The organism is Flavobacterium terrae (genome assembly GCF_900142035.1).
In the GTDB taxonomy this organism is placed as follows: domain Bacteria; phylum Bacteroidota; class Bacteroidia; order Flavobacteriales; family Flavobacteriaceae; genus Flavobacterium; species Flavobacterium terrae.
This window is the reverse complement of sequence record NZ_FQZI01000002.1, coordinates 355,043-370,946: the sequence shown is the minus strand read 5'-3', so window position 1 is coordinate 370,946 and position 15,904 is coordinate 355,043. Positions and strand designations below refer to the sequence as shown.

Sequence of the window (15,904 nt, the reverse complement as noted above, 5' to 3'; positions counted from 1 at the left end):
AGAAATGGCCCATTTTGATAGAGGGTTTTTACCAATTTTTAAATAGGAAAAGGTTGGAATTAGAAAGGGGTATTTCCTTTTTTAAATCACTAATTTTAGTGATGGATACAAATAGTTAAAAACAAAAAAGCCTATGTGTGTTTACACATAGGCTTAAAGAATATAGATCGTTTATATCTAAGTTTATCTATTCGATAAAATCAAGATCTTTATCATGGGTTTCTTTTATAGTTAATGTTGAATAGATTCCTAATGCAAATGCTATTGCTCCTACTATTGTTGAAGAAAGTATTACTCCGTTACTTTTTTTGAAAAAATCGAAACCTAAAAGCATTAAAGGAAGTAGACCTCTTACCATATTGGGAACTGTGGTTGTAGCAGTACTTCTAATATTGGTTCCAAATTGTTCAGAAGCAACTGTAACAAACATTGCCCAGTAACCTGTTCCTAATCCTAACCAAGCACAGTAGAAATAATACATACTCTCAGTATTTGTTCCTCCATAAAGCATTAAAGCAACTCCAATGATTGTAAAAAGCATCATATAAAAAATTGCTTTTTTTCTTGATTTTAACCAATGCGAAATAAATCCACTGGCAAAATCTCCTATCGAAATTCCAACATAACCCCACATAATAGCTTTACCAGGAACTATATTTTTTATCCCTAAGGCTGGTGCAAACTGATTAGCCATTACAGCTAAGATGCCTATGCAAAACCAAGTTGGTAATCCTATGGCAATGCATTTTAAGTAGCGAACTAGCCTTTCGCCATTTGTAAAAAAGGATAAGAAATTACCTTTTGAAACAGTTTCTTTTTTCTCAATATCTTTATAAATCCCGGATTCTACAACTCCAACACGTAGTAATAGTAATAATAATCCTAGCGTTCCTCCAATGAAATAGGCTGTAGTCCAGCTTCCAGCTAATTCTACTGTTAATTGAGCAACAACTGCTCCCATTAAACCGAATCCTGCAACTATAGATGTACCTATTGCTCTAAGTTCCTTGGGAAGAGATTCCGAGACTAGTGTTATACCAGCGCCTAATTCGCCTGCTAGACCAATCCCCGCAATGAATCGTAAAACGGCATAAATGGTTGTTTTGTCTTCTATTGGAAATTGAGGTAAAAAGCCACAAGCTATGTTGGCCAATGAATATACAATTATAGAACCAAATAGTACAGAAAGTCTTCCTTTTTTATCACCAAGAACTCCCCATAAAATACCTCCTAGTAATAAACCAATCATTTGAAAATTCATGATTAATGTTCCTGAAGTATCAGGGTTTAGCCCTAAATCTTTAAGGCTTGGTACACGAACAATTCCAAATAAAAGTAAATCGTATATGTCAACAAAATAGCCAAGAGCGGCCACGATAACGGGTAATGATAATAGGTGTTTTATTTTTTCTTGGTTGGAAAAGTTTTGCATTAGTTTGGTTTTTTGCCAAACCTACAGAAATTTTTATAAGATTTAAAATTTAATTTATTGATTTTATATCTATAATTGTTTCATAACCAAAATATCCTTTTTGAGTCGTTAGATTTACTTTTTCTCCCTCTTTAACCGTATTGTATTCATTTTCTGAAACCTCAATTCGTTCCTCATCATTTTTATAGAATTCTATAAACAACAAATGGTCATTATTTCTTTTCCCACCAAGTGATTTTCTTTTAATGAGATATGTAGATGATTTAGGTTTTTCTTTTGGAAAATTATAATTTACAAAACTTGCAGTAGCAGCAGTAACAAGAAAAAAACCAACAATAGAAATGAATGTAATTGCAAAGCGTCTATTACCAGTATCATATATGGTAGGGCTTATTAATTTTAGAATATATAATACTATAAATCCAAATAAAGCACCATATAATCCAAACTTGAAAAATAAATTAATTCCATGTATGGTATTGTCAATTCTTCTAATTTGAAAAAGAATAAGAACTAAAGAGAGACCAAAAAAATAATTTGAGCTTTTATATATAAATTGATCAATTGGTTTTGTGTTTATTTCAAATTTTACTTTAGGTGGAAAAAACTCTTCAACAATTTCAGGTGCAGATTGAATTAAAAAGATCAGTTTATAAAGTAATAATAACATTAATCCAACTACTAAATAGCGAAGTGGGCCACTTTCGTTCCTTAAAAGATAGATGCCAAAAGCACAAGCTAAAATAATGAGTGAATTTTTGTAAAAATCAGTTTTTAGTAATGAATTTGTTTTTGGTTTAAGATATTTGTTTTTATTCTTTTTCATTACTTACTTGAGATGATTTCTGCAAGAAGTTTTTTTGCTCTCAATAGCTTTACTTTGATGTTGTTAAGTGGTTCATCAAGTTCATCAGCAATTTCTTGATAGCTCATTTCCTGAAAATAGCGCATCTGAATTACTTCCTGATAAGCAGGCTTTAGTTCTTTAATGTACTGTAAAAGTCTGTTTAAGTTTTGTTCCGTTATTAATTTATCTTCGGCAGAAGGGGAGGAATCAGCAACAGTATAAGCGATATCATCTTCTTCATCTGTAATGTCTATGAATAGTGATGATTTTTTCTTTCTCAACAAATCAATGTGAACATTCTTTGCAATTGCAATTAACCAAGTATTGAATTGATATTCGGGATTGTATGTTGAAATTTTATCAAAAGCCTTTGAGAAAGTTTCGATAGTAATATCTTCTGCGTCAGTTTCATTTTCTGTTCGCTGTAGCATAAAGCCGTAAACCTCATTCCAGTATCTGTCGAGTAGGAAAGTAAAAGCTACTTGGTCTCCCAAAACAGCTTTTTCAATATGTTTTTTTATTTCCAAGTATATGGTTTTGAAAATATGTTTTTAATAAACACATTAATTTGTATTAATATAAGAATTAATTCTAGAATAGGATACCAATACATGACATCTTTCTCTTCGAGTTTACTAGCAGAATATCCTAAAGATAACCAAGTAATCAAATATCTGAACGCAATAAGTGATACTATTATTATCCATTGGAATTGGAATGCTAATAAAGGTATTGGAAGAATGAAAAATAAAAGTTGTGATAAAAAGAACAAGCCTAACTGAAGTTTATCGAAACTTTTATAATGCTTCGCTGTAGAAACATGTCTTCTTTTTTGCATAATCCAATCTCCAAAAGTTTCTTTAGCTTTAGAATAAGTGAATCCTTCAGGATTTGCAGAAATAGTTGTTTTATGCCCTTTAGCAGCTTCATTTATAAATAAATCATCATCTCCAGAACGTAATTTCATGTGATGAATAAATCCATTTACGTTAAAAAACTCTTCTTTTTTATATGCTAAATTGCGACCTACTCCCATGTATGGTCTTCCTATTTTTGCCCAAGAAAAATATTGTACTGCAGTAAGTAGTGTTTCAAAACGAATTAATTTATTTAAAAATCCTGGTTCTTTTTCATAGGCACCATATCCTAAAACAAATGTTTTGTGAAGTGTAAAATGTGATGTCATTTCTGCAATCCAATTGTCTGAATTAGGATAACAATCAGCATCTGTAAATAATAAATATTCTTTTGAAGCAGCTTTTATACCAAGAGTTAAGGCAAATTTTTTATTGCCCCAAAAAGCTTCATTATTTTCTACTTTTACAAGTTTGATTAAGTTAGGATGCTGAATTTGGAAATTTTCAATTAAATCTCGAGTGTCGTCAGAAGAGGCATCATCTATGATTACAATTTCAAAATTGTGATAATTTTGATTGATTAATAAAGGAAGGTATTTTTGGATATTTTTCTCCTCGTTTTTTGCACAAACAATTACTGAAACAGGAATGTGTTTTGGAGTGTTTTTTTCAATTTTTCCAAAAGAAAATTTTCCAAAAATGAACAAATAGTACACTGTTTGGATTAATACAATAGAAATAAAGAAATAAAAAATTACGAGTAAAAATAGCTCCATAAAGTATTTTAGAATTAAGGTGCAAATGTAATTATTAATTGACAATTAGCAATTGAATAATAACAGAATTCTAGCTTAAAATTTAAATCTTTAACTTCTATCTTTTTTCATCTCTGAAGCGATGTTAATCGAATCATGGTCTTGTGAATTTTCAAGATGATTTATAATATTCTGGTGATTTTTGTCATCTCGATTTTGTGATAGTTTTCTTTTAGCTTGTACCTCGGTAATTTCAATTTCAAATGCGACAATTCCTCTAGCTTGAAGCATTGTTTTTGCAGATAAGTTTTCTACTTTAACAGGGTTTTCTTCGTTTTTTTCGTACTTATTGACTAATTTCTTAAGGGATTCAATAGTTTCGTCAAAAGATAATAATCTTAATTTTCCATAGACATGTACTGCAATATAATTCCATGTAGGAACATTTTCATGGTCATACCAAGAAGAGGAAATGTATGAGTGAGGTCCGTTAAAAATTGCTAGGATTTCTTCTCCTTCCTTGAAATTTTCAGCTTGTGGGTTTTCTTTTGAAATATGGCCAGTCAAAATAGATTTGCCATCAATAGTTTTTTCAAGAACTAGTGGTGTATGTGTACCCCAAGATCTACCATTTGTTTGATTTATTAAAATTGCAAATCCATTGTTAGTTAGAAATTGTTCAATTTCTATTTGGTTTTCATTTTTGTATAAATCAGGGATGTACATAAAATTTTAGATTTTAGAATGATATAAAAGATATGTCTTTATATTTTTACAACTTGTAAAAAGTTGAGGGAATTAATCAAATTGCTATTAATTATTTCAATGATTTATTTTGTCACTCCAATTATTACTCCAAAATTACCATCAGTTTGTATCCAATTTTTTTCAGGTAAATAAGTTCGTGAAACAAATCCATCTAAATATAAAGCGTTTTTGCAACCATTGTTTTTGAAATATTCTGCAAACTCATAGAAGTTTATTTCTTTTTTTGACATCACAAACATTATTTCATTATTTGGTAAAACTCCAACTCCATTTCGGATATTTAAGTTTGTTGAATTCTTTTTAAATGCAGAAAGAATTTTTCCGTTAATCACTAACATAGGTCCTGACTGTGTTGCGTATTTTATTTTACCATCATTAACGAAATCATTGGTTAAGCAAATATTTATTGTTTTATCAGTCTTTATATAGAAAACTCCGTTAGGTTTTAGATAAAAATTGCCATTACCATTTGTTGTGTCAATTTCAGCTTTTTGAATCTTATTTTCAATGTAAAGTCCTTGTGGAGAATTGTTTTTTTTATACATCCCACCATTTGTTCCAAAAACAAGTGTTTTTTTTCGTTGTTCCAGCCAAAGTTTTAGGTTTTCAATATTTTTAAAATTCTCACCCTTTTCGTTTTTCCAATAAAATTCTACATTTAGTTTCTTAGGATTAATAGTATAAGTAATAAAACGTTCATCGTCAATTTTTATATTTTTTGGTTGAATATAAAAGCCGAATAAAATTGACGAAATTAGAATTAAAAATATGATGGCTACTTTTTTCGTCATTTAGAAATCGTTAGAGTTAGTTGACAATTAAACTAGATTACATTTACCTCTGCTTCAATTGCTATGGTATATTTGTCTAAAATAGTCTTTTGAATTTCTTTTGAAAGACTTAATATTTCTTGTCCAGTCGCGTTTCCGTAATTTACTAAGACCAAAGCTTGATTTTTGTGAACGCCAGCATCGCCAACTCTAATGCCTTTAAAACCTGCTTGCTCTATAAGCCATCCAGCAGGGACTTTAACTTGTTCAGAAGAAACATCATAATGTTTTACATCTGGGAATAAAGCTTTTACTTTTTCAAAATGATCGCGTGAAATGATTGGGTTCTTAAAAAAACTTCCACTATTTCCTAGTTCTTTAGGGTCTGGTAATTTACTTTGACGAATAGCAATTACAGCATTGCTTACGTCTTTGATAGTAGGAGTAGAGATGTTGTTTTTTTCTAATTCTTTTAAGATATCTCCGTATGAAGTATTTATTTTATGATTTTGTTTGGTTAACTTAAAAGTAACTGAAGTTATGATGTATTTGTCTTTTGCTTCGTGTTTAAAAATGCTTTCTCTGTACCCAAAGTTACATTCTTCTTTATCGAAAGTTTTGCACTCTTGAGTTTCAATATTTACTGCTTCACAAGAAACAAAGCTGTCTTTAATTTCAACGCCATATGCACCAATGTTCTGTACAGGGGTTGTACCTACATTTCCTGGAATAAGTGACATATTTTCAAGACCCCCAAAATTATGGTCAATATTCCAAAGCACAAACTCATGCCAGTTTTCGCCAGCATTGGCTTCAATCCAAACAAAATCTTCAGTTTCTTTTGCAATACGAATTCCTTTGATGTCAACATGTATTACTAAAGCATCAATATCTTGAGTAAGTAGCATGTTACTTCCTCCTCCTAAAATGAATTTTTTCTTCGAAGAATTCTCTACAAGTACTTCTTTTAATTCATCTACAGAGTGAACAGCTACAAATTCTCTAGCCTTTGCTTCGATTCCAAAAGTGTTGTATTTTTTTAATGAGAAATTATGTTGGATTTGCATTTTAGTATTCTATTTTATTCTTCAGTTTCTAAAGCTCTGTTTAAAAATTCATTTAGTGGCTTGATAGCGATAAGCTTTTCAGCTATTTTTTTTCCAAAGTCCTTTTCAAAAAATAATTTTTCGTCAATGGGATGGGAGCAAGTAAAACTTTTGAGTTTTAAAAATTCGATTGCTGGATGATTTGGTTCATATCCTTTGGGTGCTGTTTTTAGTTTATTAGCATCATCATTATCCAGTTCGCCAAACTCTTTTTTAAAGGCTTTGTCGTTTATGATTACTTCTAAATCATCGTAAAAGAAAGCGATTTCTTTTCTTATTTTTTTTAATTCATCTGCTTCTGGACACCAAACGCCTCCAGCAATAAATGATCTTCCTTTTTCGTAATGAATGTAGTAACCAGGGCTATTTTTTCTGTTTCGGTTGGTTGATATCCAAATGCCCATATTGGTTTTGTATGGAGATTTATCTTTTGAAAAACGGATGTCGCGATTAATAGGGAACGTACAATTTTTAACTTCGAGAGGTTCTAAGCTACTATCTAATGGTTTCATAGCTTCAAGTACAGAAGCAATTAAATTATTGTAATCTTTTTTGTAGCCTTCGTAACGTTTTTTATTTTCATGCATCCATTCGGTAGCATTATTTTTTGTCAAATCGTCAAGAAATTGAGCTGCTTCCTTCGTCCACATTATAACTTTGATTTTAAATCAGATTCAGACATGTATCCTAGGTTTTTCCAAACTTCTTTTCCTTTATTGTATAAAATTAAAGTTGGTAAACCTTCAATTTTCATTTCTTGAGCCAGTTCTTGATTTTTATCTACATCAATTTGAATGATAACTATATCATTTTTTAATTCTTCCTTCATTTTGGCTAAATATGGAGCCATTTTTTTGCAAGGCCCACACCATTCTGCATTAAAATCGATTAAAACTTTTTTGTCGCTTTGAACTAATTTTTGATAGTCAGCCATACTAAGTGCTCCTTCTTTTTTTACTGGTTTTCCAAGTCCAGAAGAATTCCATTTAGTAATCCCTCCAGTCATATTATAAACTTCAGTAAAACCTTGTTCAGTAAGTTTTGCTGCTGCTTTTGCGCTCCTAGCTCCAGCTAAACAATACACAAAAACTGGTTTGTTTTTGTCTAAGCTGCTTAAATTTTTGTCAAAATCGGCATCATTAATGTTGTTGTTTATTGCATTGTCTAAGTGTAATGAATTAAATTCTTCGGGAGTTCTCACATCAAGAATTTGAGGATTTTTAGTTGTTGCTATTTTTTCTGCAAAAACTTTAGGCTCGATACTTTCGTAATTGTGTTTGTCTTGACCTTTACAACTTGTAAATGATATTGTTGCTGTACATAAAAATGTTAATATAAGATTTTTCATGAGGTTAAATTTTATGCTAAGATATAAATTAAATGTTGAATATTTTATAACTCTGATGCGTCTGTTTTACTATGCTTTCGGTACGTTCTGGATGGGTGTCTGATATAAATAATTGGCCAAAACTTTCATTGTTGACCATAGCTACAATTTTAGATACTCTCATTTCATCAAGTTTGTCAAAAATGTCGTCAAAAAGCAAAATAGGTTTTTCACCGCTTTGTTTTTTTACAAATTCAAATTGAGCTAGTTTTAGAGCAATCAGAAAGGATTTTTGCTGTCCTTGAGAGCCAAATTTTTTGATAGAATGATTTTCAATTTCAAAAGATAAATCATCTTTGTGTATGCCTACGCTGGTGTATTGTAGTGCTTTGTCTTTGTTTATGTTTTCGCGTAATAGTGATAAAAGATCAAGGCTTTCAAGTTGGCTTTCGTATACTAATTGTACTTGTTCAGAAGAGTTTGAAATATCTTGATAATAATGATTAAAAATTGGAATGAATTCCTCTAGAAATGATTTACGCTTTTCATAAATTGTACTTCCAAAAGTAGCCAGTTGCTCGTTGTATATTTCCAAAGTTTCATTATCAAATACTCTGTTAGCAGCGAAATATTTTAATAAAGCATTGCGTTGCTGTAAAATCTTTTGGTAGTTGATTAATTGATGAAGATAAACGTTGTCCAGCTGAGAGATAACACTATCAATAAACCTTCTTCTGGTTTCACTCCCTTCTCGAATCAAATCAGCATCTGTAGGTGAAATTATTACTAGAGGAATAAAACCTAAATGGTCTGAAAATTTCTCGTAAAGCTTTCCGTTTCTTTTTAGGATTTTTTTTTGCCCTTTTTTTAGGCTACACAAAATTTGTTCTGAGCGATTTTGTTTTTCGAACTCTCCGTCGATGACAAAAAACTCTTCGCCATGTTTTATATTTTGAACAGAAAGGGTGTTGAAATAACTTTTTCCAAAAGCTAAATGAAAAATTGCATCAAGGATATTTGTTTTTCCTACGCCGTTTTTTCCTACGAAACAATTTATTTTATGCTCAAAATTAAAATTAGCTTCACTGAAGTTTTTAAAATTTAAAAGAGAGATTTTTTTTAAGTGCATGAAAAACTGAAAATTACAGCGGAATTGTGAGTAAAAAGACCATTATTATAAAAGCTTTGCAAAATATTAAAAATATCGCTAAAGATGTTTTGTTTTTCAATAAAAATTTTATTTTTGCACCTCACTAATTTTTATATAAATGGCAACTTACAATAAAAGAGGATACAAAGCTCCAAAGCCTGAAGCTGAAAAAGTAGAAAATGTAAATGATCTTGAAGAAGTAGTTAACATTGATGAAAAAGACAGTACTACAGCTACGGTTTTTAATACGTTAGATGAAACAGCTTCAAAAACGGAAGAGTTCATTGCAAAAAATCAAAACATTATTTTATCAGTTGTTGGAGGAATTGCTCTTGTGGTTGCTGGATATTTGTTATACAGCAAATTTGTTTCTGGACCTGCAGAAAATGAAGCTGCTAGCGATATGTTCCAAGCACAACAATATTTCCAAAAAGCAGTTGATGCTCCTGTAGCTAGTGATTCATTATACAACTTAGCATTAAATGGAGGTGAAGGAAAACAAGGTTTCTTAGATATTATTAAAAATCACGGAAGTTCTGATGCAGGAAATTTAGCACAGTACTACGCAGGTATGTCTTTCTTGAATACTAAGCAGTTCCAAAAAGCGATTGATCATTTGTCTGAATTTAAAACTAAAGATGAGTTTACAAATGCTTTAGCAATTGGAGCGATAGGAGATGCTTATTCTGAATTAAAAAAACCTGAGCAAGCATTAGAGTTTTATGTTAAGGCTGCTGAAAGTGCTAAGAATGATGTTACAACTCCACGTTTCTTAATGAAAGCGGGACAAGTTGCTTTGTCAACAGGTAAAAAAGCAGATGCTTTAAAATATTTTACAGAAATTAAAGAAAGCTACGAAGATGCTCCAGAAGCAATGAACGTAGATGCTTTAATTGGATTAGCTCAATAAGAAGTTAGAAATTAGAAATATAAGGTTAGAGATTTCTAATCTTTTTTCTGAATTCTAAATTCTAAATTCTAAATTTTAGATGGCTACAGCAAATAAAAACTTATCAAATTACGATAAAAATACAATCCCAAACGCGAAAGATTTTCGGTTTGGGATTGTTGTTTCAGAATGGAACGACAAAATCACAGAAGGGCTTTATAATGGTGCAGAAGCTGCTTTGTTAGATTGTGGCGCTTTACCAGAAAATATAGTTCGTTGGAATGTTCCAGGTGGTTTCGAATTAATTTACGGAGCTAAAAAAATGATTGAAACTCAAAATGTTGATTGTGTTATTACTATTGGTTGTGTAATCAAAGGAGAAACAATGCATTTTGAATTTGTGTGTGAAGGTGTTACACAAGGAATAAAAGATTTGAATGTTCAAACAGATGTTCCAACTATTTTTTGTTTGTTAACAGATAACAATGAACAACAATCCATAGATAGAAGTGGAGGTGTTCACGGTAATAAAGGGACTGAAGCGGCCATCGCAGCAATTAAAATGGCTGACTTAAGAAAAAAGGCTTAAGCACAAAAGCTTTAATGAATGTCGTTCTGAGTACTAGGTAGAGTATAAACTTAGCCTTATTCAGAATGACATTTTTTGTCAATAATTAAGATTTTATTGGCTATTAAAACCCATTTGTTTTCTTTAAATTTGTCCTATATGAGTTTTAAACATGCTCATAACTCAAAAGATTAAATTTTTCAATGTCAAGTATAATCCAATTACTTCCTGATCATGTTGCTAACCAAATTGCTGCTGGCGAAGTGGTGCAACGTCCTGCATCTGTAGTTAAAGAGTTGTTGGAAAATGCCATTGACGCTGGTGCAACAGATATCAAGCTTATTTGTAAAGATGCTGGTAAAACACTTATTCAAGTTATAGATAACGGAAAAGGGATGAATGTTACCGATGCTCGATTGTGTTTTGAGCGCCATGCAACTTCTAAAATAAGAAAAGCAGAGGATTTATTTGATTTACATACCAAAGGTTTTCGTGGTGAAGCACTAGCTTCAATTGCGGCAATTGCACATGTTGAATTAAAAACAAAGCAAGATCAGGACGAATTAGGAACACATCTTGTTATTGAAGGAAGTAAATTCACTTCGCAAGAGCCTTCTGTTTTACCCAAAGGGACTTCATTTTCAGTAAAAAACTTATTTTTCAATATACCGGCACGCAGAAATTTCTTAAAGTCTGATGTAGTTGAGCTTCGTCATATTATTGATGAATTTCAAAGAGTAGTTTTAGCACATTCGAACATTCATTTTACGATGTATCATAATGGAAGCGAGTTGTTTAACTTACCGCAATCCAATTTACGTCAACGTATAGTGAATATTTTTTCAGGAAAAACGAATGAAAAGTTAGTTCCTGTTCAAGAGAATACAGAAATTGTAACTATTGATGGATTTATAGGAAAACCTGAGTTCGCCAAAAAAAATAAAGGAGAACAGTTTTTCTTTGTTAATGATCGTTTTATTAAAAGCGGCTATTTGCATCATGCGATAATGGCTGCTTATGAAGGATTATTACGTGATGGCGCTCAGCCAAGTTATTTCTTGTATTTAAGTGTGCCTCCGCATACCATAGATATTAATATTCATCCAACAAAAACTGAAATAAAATTTGACGATGAGCATGCATTGTATGCCATTTTGCGCTCTGCAGTAAAACATAGTTTGGGACAATTTAATGTTGCGCCGGTCTTGGATTTCGAAAGAGATGCTACTTTAGATACGCCTTATAGTTTTCAAAATAAAGAAGTCGATTTTCCTACCATTCAGGTAGATAGTACTTTTAATCCTTTTGAGCAAGAAAAGAAAACTACCACAAGTAATTTTAGTTCTGGTGGTTATAAGCCAAAAAAAGAAACACAGTCGTGGGAAAGTTTGTATGTAGGTTTAAAGGATACTTTTGAGCCTCAAGAAATGCATTTTGAGTCTGAAGTAACGATTAACTCATTGTTTGCGGATTCTGAAGTAGAAAAGCCTAAAACTGTTACTTATCAAATTCATAAAAAGTATATTGTTAGCCCAATAAAATCTGGCATGTTAATAATTGATCAGCAAAGAGCACATCAAAGAGTTTTGTATGAGCAGTTTTTAACTAACATTACTGTTCATCATGCGAATAGCCAACAATTATTGTTTCCTATTACATTGTATTTCTCAGGTAATGAAATGAGTCTTATTAATGAATTAAGACCATCACTTGAAAATACAGGTTTTATATTTGATGCAATAGGACAGGATTCTGTTGTGATTTCAGGATTACCGGTTACTGTTTCTGAGAGTGAAGCTTCGATTGTTCTTGAACAACTAGTGGCTGATTTACAAGACGAAATTCCAGAAAGTAGTTTTAGTCAAATAGACAGTATGGCAAAGTCTATGGCTAAGAGTTTAGCAGTTAAAACAGGAGCCATTTTGACTGAAGCTGCTCAAGAAAACTTGGTAAACAATTTATTTGCATGTAAAGAAAACTCTGTTTCGCCTTTTAATAAACCAACCTTCATCACTATAAGTGTTGAAGATTTAGATAAAAAATTTAGTGTATGATACAAATAACACCAACAGTAAAACAGTTGTTAATAATTAATATTATTTTCTTTGTTGGAACTCAATTTGTGCCACAAGCTGAACAGTTGCTTTCGCTTCATTATTTTGAAAGCAGTGCTTTTAGAGTTTGGCAACCCTTAACACATATGTTTATGCATGGAAACATAGCACATATTTTTTTCAATATGTTTGCTTTGTATTCTTTTGGTTCTGCATTAGAACACTTTTGGGGAAGTAAAAAGTTTTTATTCTTTTATCTTTCATGTGGTTTTGGAGCTGCATTGCTACATAGTTTGGTGAACTATTACAACTTTCATTCTGGTTTAGAAACATTGGTTGCTAACGGAGAAAAAGTTGATGATATTATGAACTTGCTTAAAGAAGGACAGTATAACTTAAATTGGGAACAAATTTTAACCAAAAATGATTTTACTGAATTTATTTCTGCTTACATAGTTCCAGCAGTGGGAGCTTCAGGGGCCATTTATGGTTTGCTAACTGCATTTGCATTTATGTTTCCTAATGCTGAATTAGCACTTATGTTTATTCCAATTCCTATTAAAGCAAAGTATTTTGTGCCAGGTTTATTAGCTATTGATTTATTTTTAGGAGTTAAAGGAGGGTCCATATTTGGAGGAGGTACGGGGATTGCTCATTTTGCACATATAGGTGGAGCCATAGTTGGTTTTATTATGATGTGGTATTGGAAGAAAAATTCATTTAATGACCGTCGTTGGAATTAATTTATTATAATTGTATATCATTGTTACTTAAATGAGTTTAATAAACGATTTTAAATTAGAATATAGAATAGGGGATATGACCACCAAATTAATATTTTGGAACATATTGTTATTTACTATTCCTAGTGTTGCAGTTGCTTTATTAAGACTTTTTAATGTACAGTTCAACTATTATAATTTGGTTGGATTGCCTTCAAATTTTAGTAGTTTCCTGATTAAACCTTGGACGATTGTTTCGTATTCTTTCTTTCATTCAGGTTTTATGCATATTCTATTTAATATGATTATGCTTAATTTTTGCGGTAAATTATTTGTGACTTTCTTTACTCAAAAGCAATTATTTGCATTGTATGTATTAGGAGGTCTATTTGGAGGAGTATTGTATTTATTGTCGTATTTTGTTTTTCCTTTGTTGCAAAATCAAAGTACCCTGTTAGTAGGTGCTTCTGCATCTGTAATGGCAATATTGGTTGCCACAACAACATATAGCCCATACATGAATATAAGGTTGTTACTTATAGGGAATGTGAAACTTTGGCACATTGCTGTTGTTTTTTTAGTACTAGATTTAATTCAATTACCTCTAGAAAATACAGGAGGACATTTAGCACATATAGGAGGAGCAGTTTTCGGGTTTGTATTTATAAAAGCATTGCAAGCTGGAACTGATTTAACCTCTGGATTTAATTCTCTTTTAGATTTCTTTGCAAATCTATTTTCACCAAAAAAATCGGCCCCATTTAAGAAAATTCATAAAAATCCCAAATCTAGTAATCCTACAAAAACAACAAGCAGAGTAGTAATTAAAGACAAAACGCAACAGCAAATAGATGAAATTTTAGATAAAATAAGTCAGTCAGGATATGACAGTCTTACTAAAGAAGAAAAAGATTTCTTGTTTAGAGCTGGAAAGTGAATTTGTTTAAGTTGATTTTGAACTAGATAAGTTATGATGAAAAACCTTTCGTGGTTTAATAAAATTATATTTTTTCTCAATATTGTGTTGACTATATTGACTTTCCTCGCTTATGTGCTTCCTTTTTTAGCACCTAAGTGGTTTCCCTTATTGTCAGTTTTAACACTTATTTTGCCCTTATTTTTGATTGTTAATGCTTTGTTTTTTGCCTATTGGTGTTTGCAGTTTAAAAAGCAAATGTTTTTGTCAGGTTTAGTTTTACTTTTGGGAATAACTTTTATCAATAAGTTTTATAAATTTTCATCTATAGAAAAAGAAGTGTCTGATAAGGATTTTGTGGTGATGACTTACAATGTCCGATTACTTAATCTTTTTAATTGGATTCCTCGAGATGATGTCGCTCAAGATATTTTGAAATTTGTTAATGAAAATAATCCTGATGTGCTTTGTATTCAGGAATATTCTACATCAGCATCTGCAAAAATTGATTTAAAAATTTATCCTTATCGTGCCATTTTTATGAAAGGGGATCAGATAAAATCAGGTAATGCTATTTTTTCAAAATTCCCTATTGTAGAAGAAGGTAAAATTGAATTTCCTAATTCTAATAATGATGCGATATTTGCTGATATTAAAGTGGGAAAAGATATTGTTAGAATTTATAATATTCATTTAGAGTCTATAAAAATTTCACCAGATGTGAATGAAATGTCTGAAAATGTAGAAGGAATTAATCAAGAAAAATCACAAATGCTTTTTAAGCGCATTAGTGAAGCTTTCAAAAAGCAACAGCAACAAGCCGAAATAATAATGGAGCACAAAAAGACATCAAAACTTCCATTAGTTGTTTGTGGGGATATGAATAACAGTGCTTTTTCCTATGTATATAGAGTAATCAAAGGCGATTTGCAAGATGGTTTTGAGGAAGCTGGTAAAGGCTTTGGTCAAACCTATAATTTTAAGTATTATCCTGCTCGTATTGACTATATTTTTGCAGATCCAAGAATGACAGTTAAGAGTTTTACAAACTTCCCTGAATTCATTAATTCTGATCACCTGCCTGTAATGGCAAGAGTAGAACTAAAGAATTAAATAGATTGTTTTTTTAAATATTCTAAGGCATAACGACCTTCATTAAATAACAAATCTAAAATGCTTAGATTGTTAATGTAGCCATGCTTTTCTTCAAAAACTTGAGTATATTCATCAAAATTAGAATTGTCTTTTTTTCCATTTGCTAAAATTCTGTAATCATCAAATGATGGAACTTCGTGAAAATATTCAATGGTTTTGTTTGCTTCAAAAGTAAGACCTAGACATTTTTTTACAATTTCAATAGTTTCGAAATTAAGATCCATTAAAAAAGTATGTTTTTTTGTGAATATAGGCGCGATGGCATCTTCATAATATTCAAAGAAAGGTGAAGTTCTGTAAGCTGCTTCTAATGATTTAAAGTGCTGTTTTTGCCAATCGAATGCGGTTTCTAAACGAACATCTTTAGTTTTTTGGTGTATTTCTTTAGAATGTTTTATAGGAATGTTTAAAAGCTGAATTCCATTTGGACTATAAATATACATCCTATTTCTGTTGGTTTGTTTTTGAAAGTTGTCTTCCATTTCAAATGTAACAGAATTAGCTTTAATGATTGCCACGAAATGACTTATTGAAGGAAAGTAGGTAGGATGTATTAAAATGTCCATTGCGAATTATTTAAAAAATGCT

Annotated in this window: 17 protein-coding genes; 6 read left to right on the top strand and 11 right to left on the bottom strand. The window is 31.1% G+C overall.

From position 1 onward, the window contains the following. Positions 1-187: 187 nt before the first annotated feature. The 10 genes from BUC09_RS06025 to recF form a co-directional block, all read right to left on the bottom strand. Positions 188-1,432 (bottom strand): MFS transporter, encoded by a 1,245-nt coding sequence (locus tag BUC09_RS06025; protein WP_073309664.1) that lies wholly within the window; start codon positions 1,430-1,432, stop codon positions 188-190. A 49-nt stretch (positions 1,433-1,481) separates the two neighbouring features. After that, on the bottom strand, positions 1,482-2,258 hold the full coding sequence (locus tag BUC09_RS06020) for a hypothetical protein (protein ID WP_073309662.1): 777 nt from the start codon (positions 2,256-2,258) through the stop codon (positions 1,482-1,484). Further along, the gene (locus BUC09_RS06015; RefSeq protein WP_073309660.1) at positions 2,258-2,806 is read right to left on the bottom strand and encodes an RNA polymerase sigma factor; all 549 of its coding nucleotides are present in this window, start codon (positions 2,804-2,806) and stop codon (positions 2,258-2,260) included. Before BUC09_RS06015 ends, BUC09_RS06020 begins: the two co-directional genes overlap by 1 nt. Beyond that, positions 2,797-3,912 carry a glycosyltransferase gene (locus BUC09_RS06010; RefSeq protein WP_073309658.1) on the bottom strand — a complete coding sequence of 372 codons (1,116 nt, stop codon included), beginning with the start codon at positions 3,910-3,912 and terminating at the stop codon, positions 2,797-2,799. Before BUC09_RS06010 ends, BUC09_RS06015 begins: the two co-directional genes overlap by 10 nt. A 90-nt stretch (positions 3,913-4,002) precedes the next feature. Next, positions 4,003-4,617: an FMN-binding negative transcriptional regulator gene (locus tag BUC09_RS06005; RefSeq protein ID WP_073309656.1), complete on the bottom strand. Its 615-nt coding sequence runs from the start codon at positions 4,615-4,617 to the stop codon at positions 4,003-4,005. Between the two features lie 104 nt (positions 4,618-4,721). Beyond that, positions 4,722-5,450 carry a phosphodiester glycosidase family protein gene (locus BUC09_RS06000; protein ID WP_073309654.1) on the bottom strand — a complete coding sequence of 243 codons (729 nt, stop codon included), beginning with the start codon at positions 5,448-5,450 and terminating at the stop codon, positions 4,722-4,724. 32 nt (positions 5,451-5,482) lie between these two features. Further along, positions 5,483-6,496 (bottom strand): UDP-N-acetylmuramate dehydrogenase, encoded by a 1,014-nt coding sequence (gene murB / locus BUC09_RS05995; protein WP_073309652.1) that lies wholly within the window; start codon positions 6,494-6,496, stop codon positions 5,483-5,485. A gap of 14 nt (positions 6,497-6,510) precedes the next feature. Beyond that, the gene (locus BUC09_RS05990; RefSeq protein WP_073309650.1) at positions 6,511-7,185 is read right to left on the bottom strand and encodes a DUF2461 domain-containing protein; all 675 of its coding nucleotides are present in this window, start codon (positions 7,183-7,185) and stop codon (positions 6,511-6,513) included. Further along, positions 7,185-7,883, bottom strand: coding sequence for a thioredoxin (gene trxA, locus BUC09_RS05985; RefSeq protein ID WP_073309648.1), 699 nt, complete (start codon positions 7,881-7,883; stop codon positions 7,185-7,187). The genes BUC09_RS05990 and trxA overlap by 1 nt, the downstream gene beginning before the upstream one ends. Before the next feature lie 28 nt (positions 7,884-7,911). After that, positions 7,912-8,991 carry a DNA replication/repair protein RecF gene (gene recF, locus BUC09_RS05980; RefSeq protein WP_073309646.1) on the bottom strand — a complete coding sequence of 360 codons (1,080 nt, stop codon included), beginning with the start codon at positions 8,989-8,991 and terminating at the stop codon, positions 7,912-7,914. A 139-nt stretch (positions 8,992-9,130) separates the two neighbouring features. Here recF and BUC09_RS05975 point away from each other — a divergent pair, with 139 nt between their 5' ends. From BUC09_RS05975 to BUC09_RS05950, 6 genes are all read left to right on the top strand, one after another. Then, positions 9,131-9,922: a tetratricopeptide repeat protein gene (locus tag BUC09_RS05975; protein ID WP_073309644.1), complete on the top strand. Its 792-nt coding sequence runs from the start codon at positions 9,131-9,133 to the stop codon at positions 9,920-9,922. A gap of 79 nt (positions 9,923-10,001) precedes the next feature. Next, entirely contained in the window at positions 10,002-10,490 is a 489-nt protein-coding gene (gene ribH / locus BUC09_RS05970; protein ID WP_073309642.1) for a 6,7-dimethyl-8-ribityllumazine synthase, read from the top strand. Positions 10,491-10,672: 182 nt separating this feature from the next. Next, positions 10,673-12,523 (top strand): DNA mismatch repair endonuclease MutL, encoded by a 1,851-nt coding sequence (gene mutL, locus BUC09_RS05965; protein WP_073309641.1) that lies wholly within the window; start codon positions 10,673-10,675, stop codon positions 12,521-12,523. After that, positions 12,520-13,266 (top strand): rhomboid family intramembrane serine protease, encoded by a 747-nt coding sequence (locus BUC09_RS05960; RefSeq protein WP_143161872.1) that lies wholly within the window; start codon positions 12,520-12,522, stop codon positions 13,264-13,266. Before mutL ends, BUC09_RS05960 begins: the two co-directional genes overlap by 4 nt. A gap of 31 nt (positions 13,267-13,297) precedes the next feature. Further along, positions 13,298-14,182 (top strand): rhomboid family intramembrane serine protease, encoded by an 885-nt coding sequence (locus BUC09_RS05955; RefSeq protein WP_073309640.1) that lies wholly within the window; start codon positions 13,298-13,300, stop codon positions 14,180-14,182. A 36-nt stretch (positions 14,183-14,218) separates the two neighbouring features. Beyond that, positions 14,219-15,274 (top strand): endonuclease/exonuclease/phosphatase family protein, encoded by a 1,056-nt coding sequence (locus BUC09_RS05950; protein ID WP_073310386.1) that lies wholly within the window; start codon positions 14,219-14,221, stop codon positions 15,272-15,274. Here the strand turns inward: BUC09_RS05950 and BUC09_RS05945 are convergent. After that, complete coding sequence (locus BUC09_RS05945) at positions 15,271-15,882, bottom strand: WbqC family protein (RefSeq protein ID WP_073309639.1); 612 nt, start codon at positions 15,880-15,882, stop codon at positions 15,271-15,273. The two genes, BUC09_RS05950 and BUC09_RS05945, sit on opposite strands and share 4 nt — an antisense overlap. Positions 15,883-15,904: the final 22 nt, after the last annotated feature.

Bases quoted from the DNA above. Each gene is read 5' to 3' on its own strand.
- BUC09_RS06025 (WP_073309664.1), bottom strand. From the start codon at position 1,432: ATGCAAAACTTTTCCAACCAAGAAAAAATAAAACACCTATTATCATTA.
- BUC09_RS06020 (WP_073309662.1), bottom strand. From the start codon at position 2,258: ATGAAAAAGAATAAAAACAAATATCTTAAACCAAAAACAAATTCATTA.
- BUC09_RS06010 (WP_073309658.1), bottom strand. From the start codon at position 3,912: ATGGAGCTATTTTTACTCGTAATTTTTTATTTCTTTATTTCTATTGTA.
- BUC09_RS06005 (WP_073309656.1), bottom strand. From the start codon at position 4,617: ATGTACATCCCTGATTTATACAAAAATGAAAACCAAATAGAAATTGAA.
- BUC09_RS06000 (WP_073309654.1), bottom strand. From the start codon at position 5,450: ATGACGAAAAAAGTAGCCATCATATTTTTAATTCTAATTTCGTCAATT.
- murB (WP_073309652.1), bottom strand. From the start codon at position 6,496: ATGCAAATCCAACATAATTTCTCATTAAAAAAATACAACACTTTTGGA.
- BUC09_RS05990 (WP_073309650.1), bottom strand. From the start codon at position 7,185: ATGTGGACGAAGGAAGCAGCTCAATTTCTTGACGATTTGACAAAAAAT.
- trxA (WP_073309648.1), bottom strand. From the start codon at position 7,883: ATGAAAAATCTTATATTAACATTTTTATGTACAGCAACAATATCATTT.
- recF (WP_073309646.1), bottom strand. From the start codon at position 8,991: ATGCACTTAAAAAAAATCTCTCTTTTAAATTTTAAAAACTTCAGTGAA.
- BUC09_RS05975 (WP_073309644.1), top strand. From the start codon at position 9,131: ATGGCAACTTACAATAAAAGAGGATACAAAGCTCCAAAGCCTGAAGCT.
- ribH (WP_073309642.1), top strand. From the start codon at position 10,002: ATGGCTACAGCAAATAAAAACTTATCAAATTACGATAAAAATACAATC.
- mutL (WP_073309641.1), top strand. From the start codon at position 10,673: ATGTCAAGTATAATCCAATTACTTCCTGATCATGTTGCTAACCAAATT.
- BUC09_RS05960 (WP_143161872.1), top strand. From the start codon at position 12,520: ATGATACAAATAACACCAACAGTAAAACAGTTGTTAATAATTAATATT.
- BUC09_RS05955 (WP_073309640.1), top strand. From the start codon at position 13,298: ATGAGTTTAATAAACGATTTTAAATTAGAATATAGAATAGGGGATATG.
- BUC09_RS05950 (WP_073310386.1), top strand. From the start codon at position 14,219: ATGAAAAACCTTTCGTGGTTTAATAAAATTATATTTTTTCTCAATATT.
- BUC09_RS05945 (WP_073309639.1), bottom strand. From the start codon at position 15,882: ATGGACATTTTAATACATCCTACCTACTTTCCTTCAATAAGTCATTTC.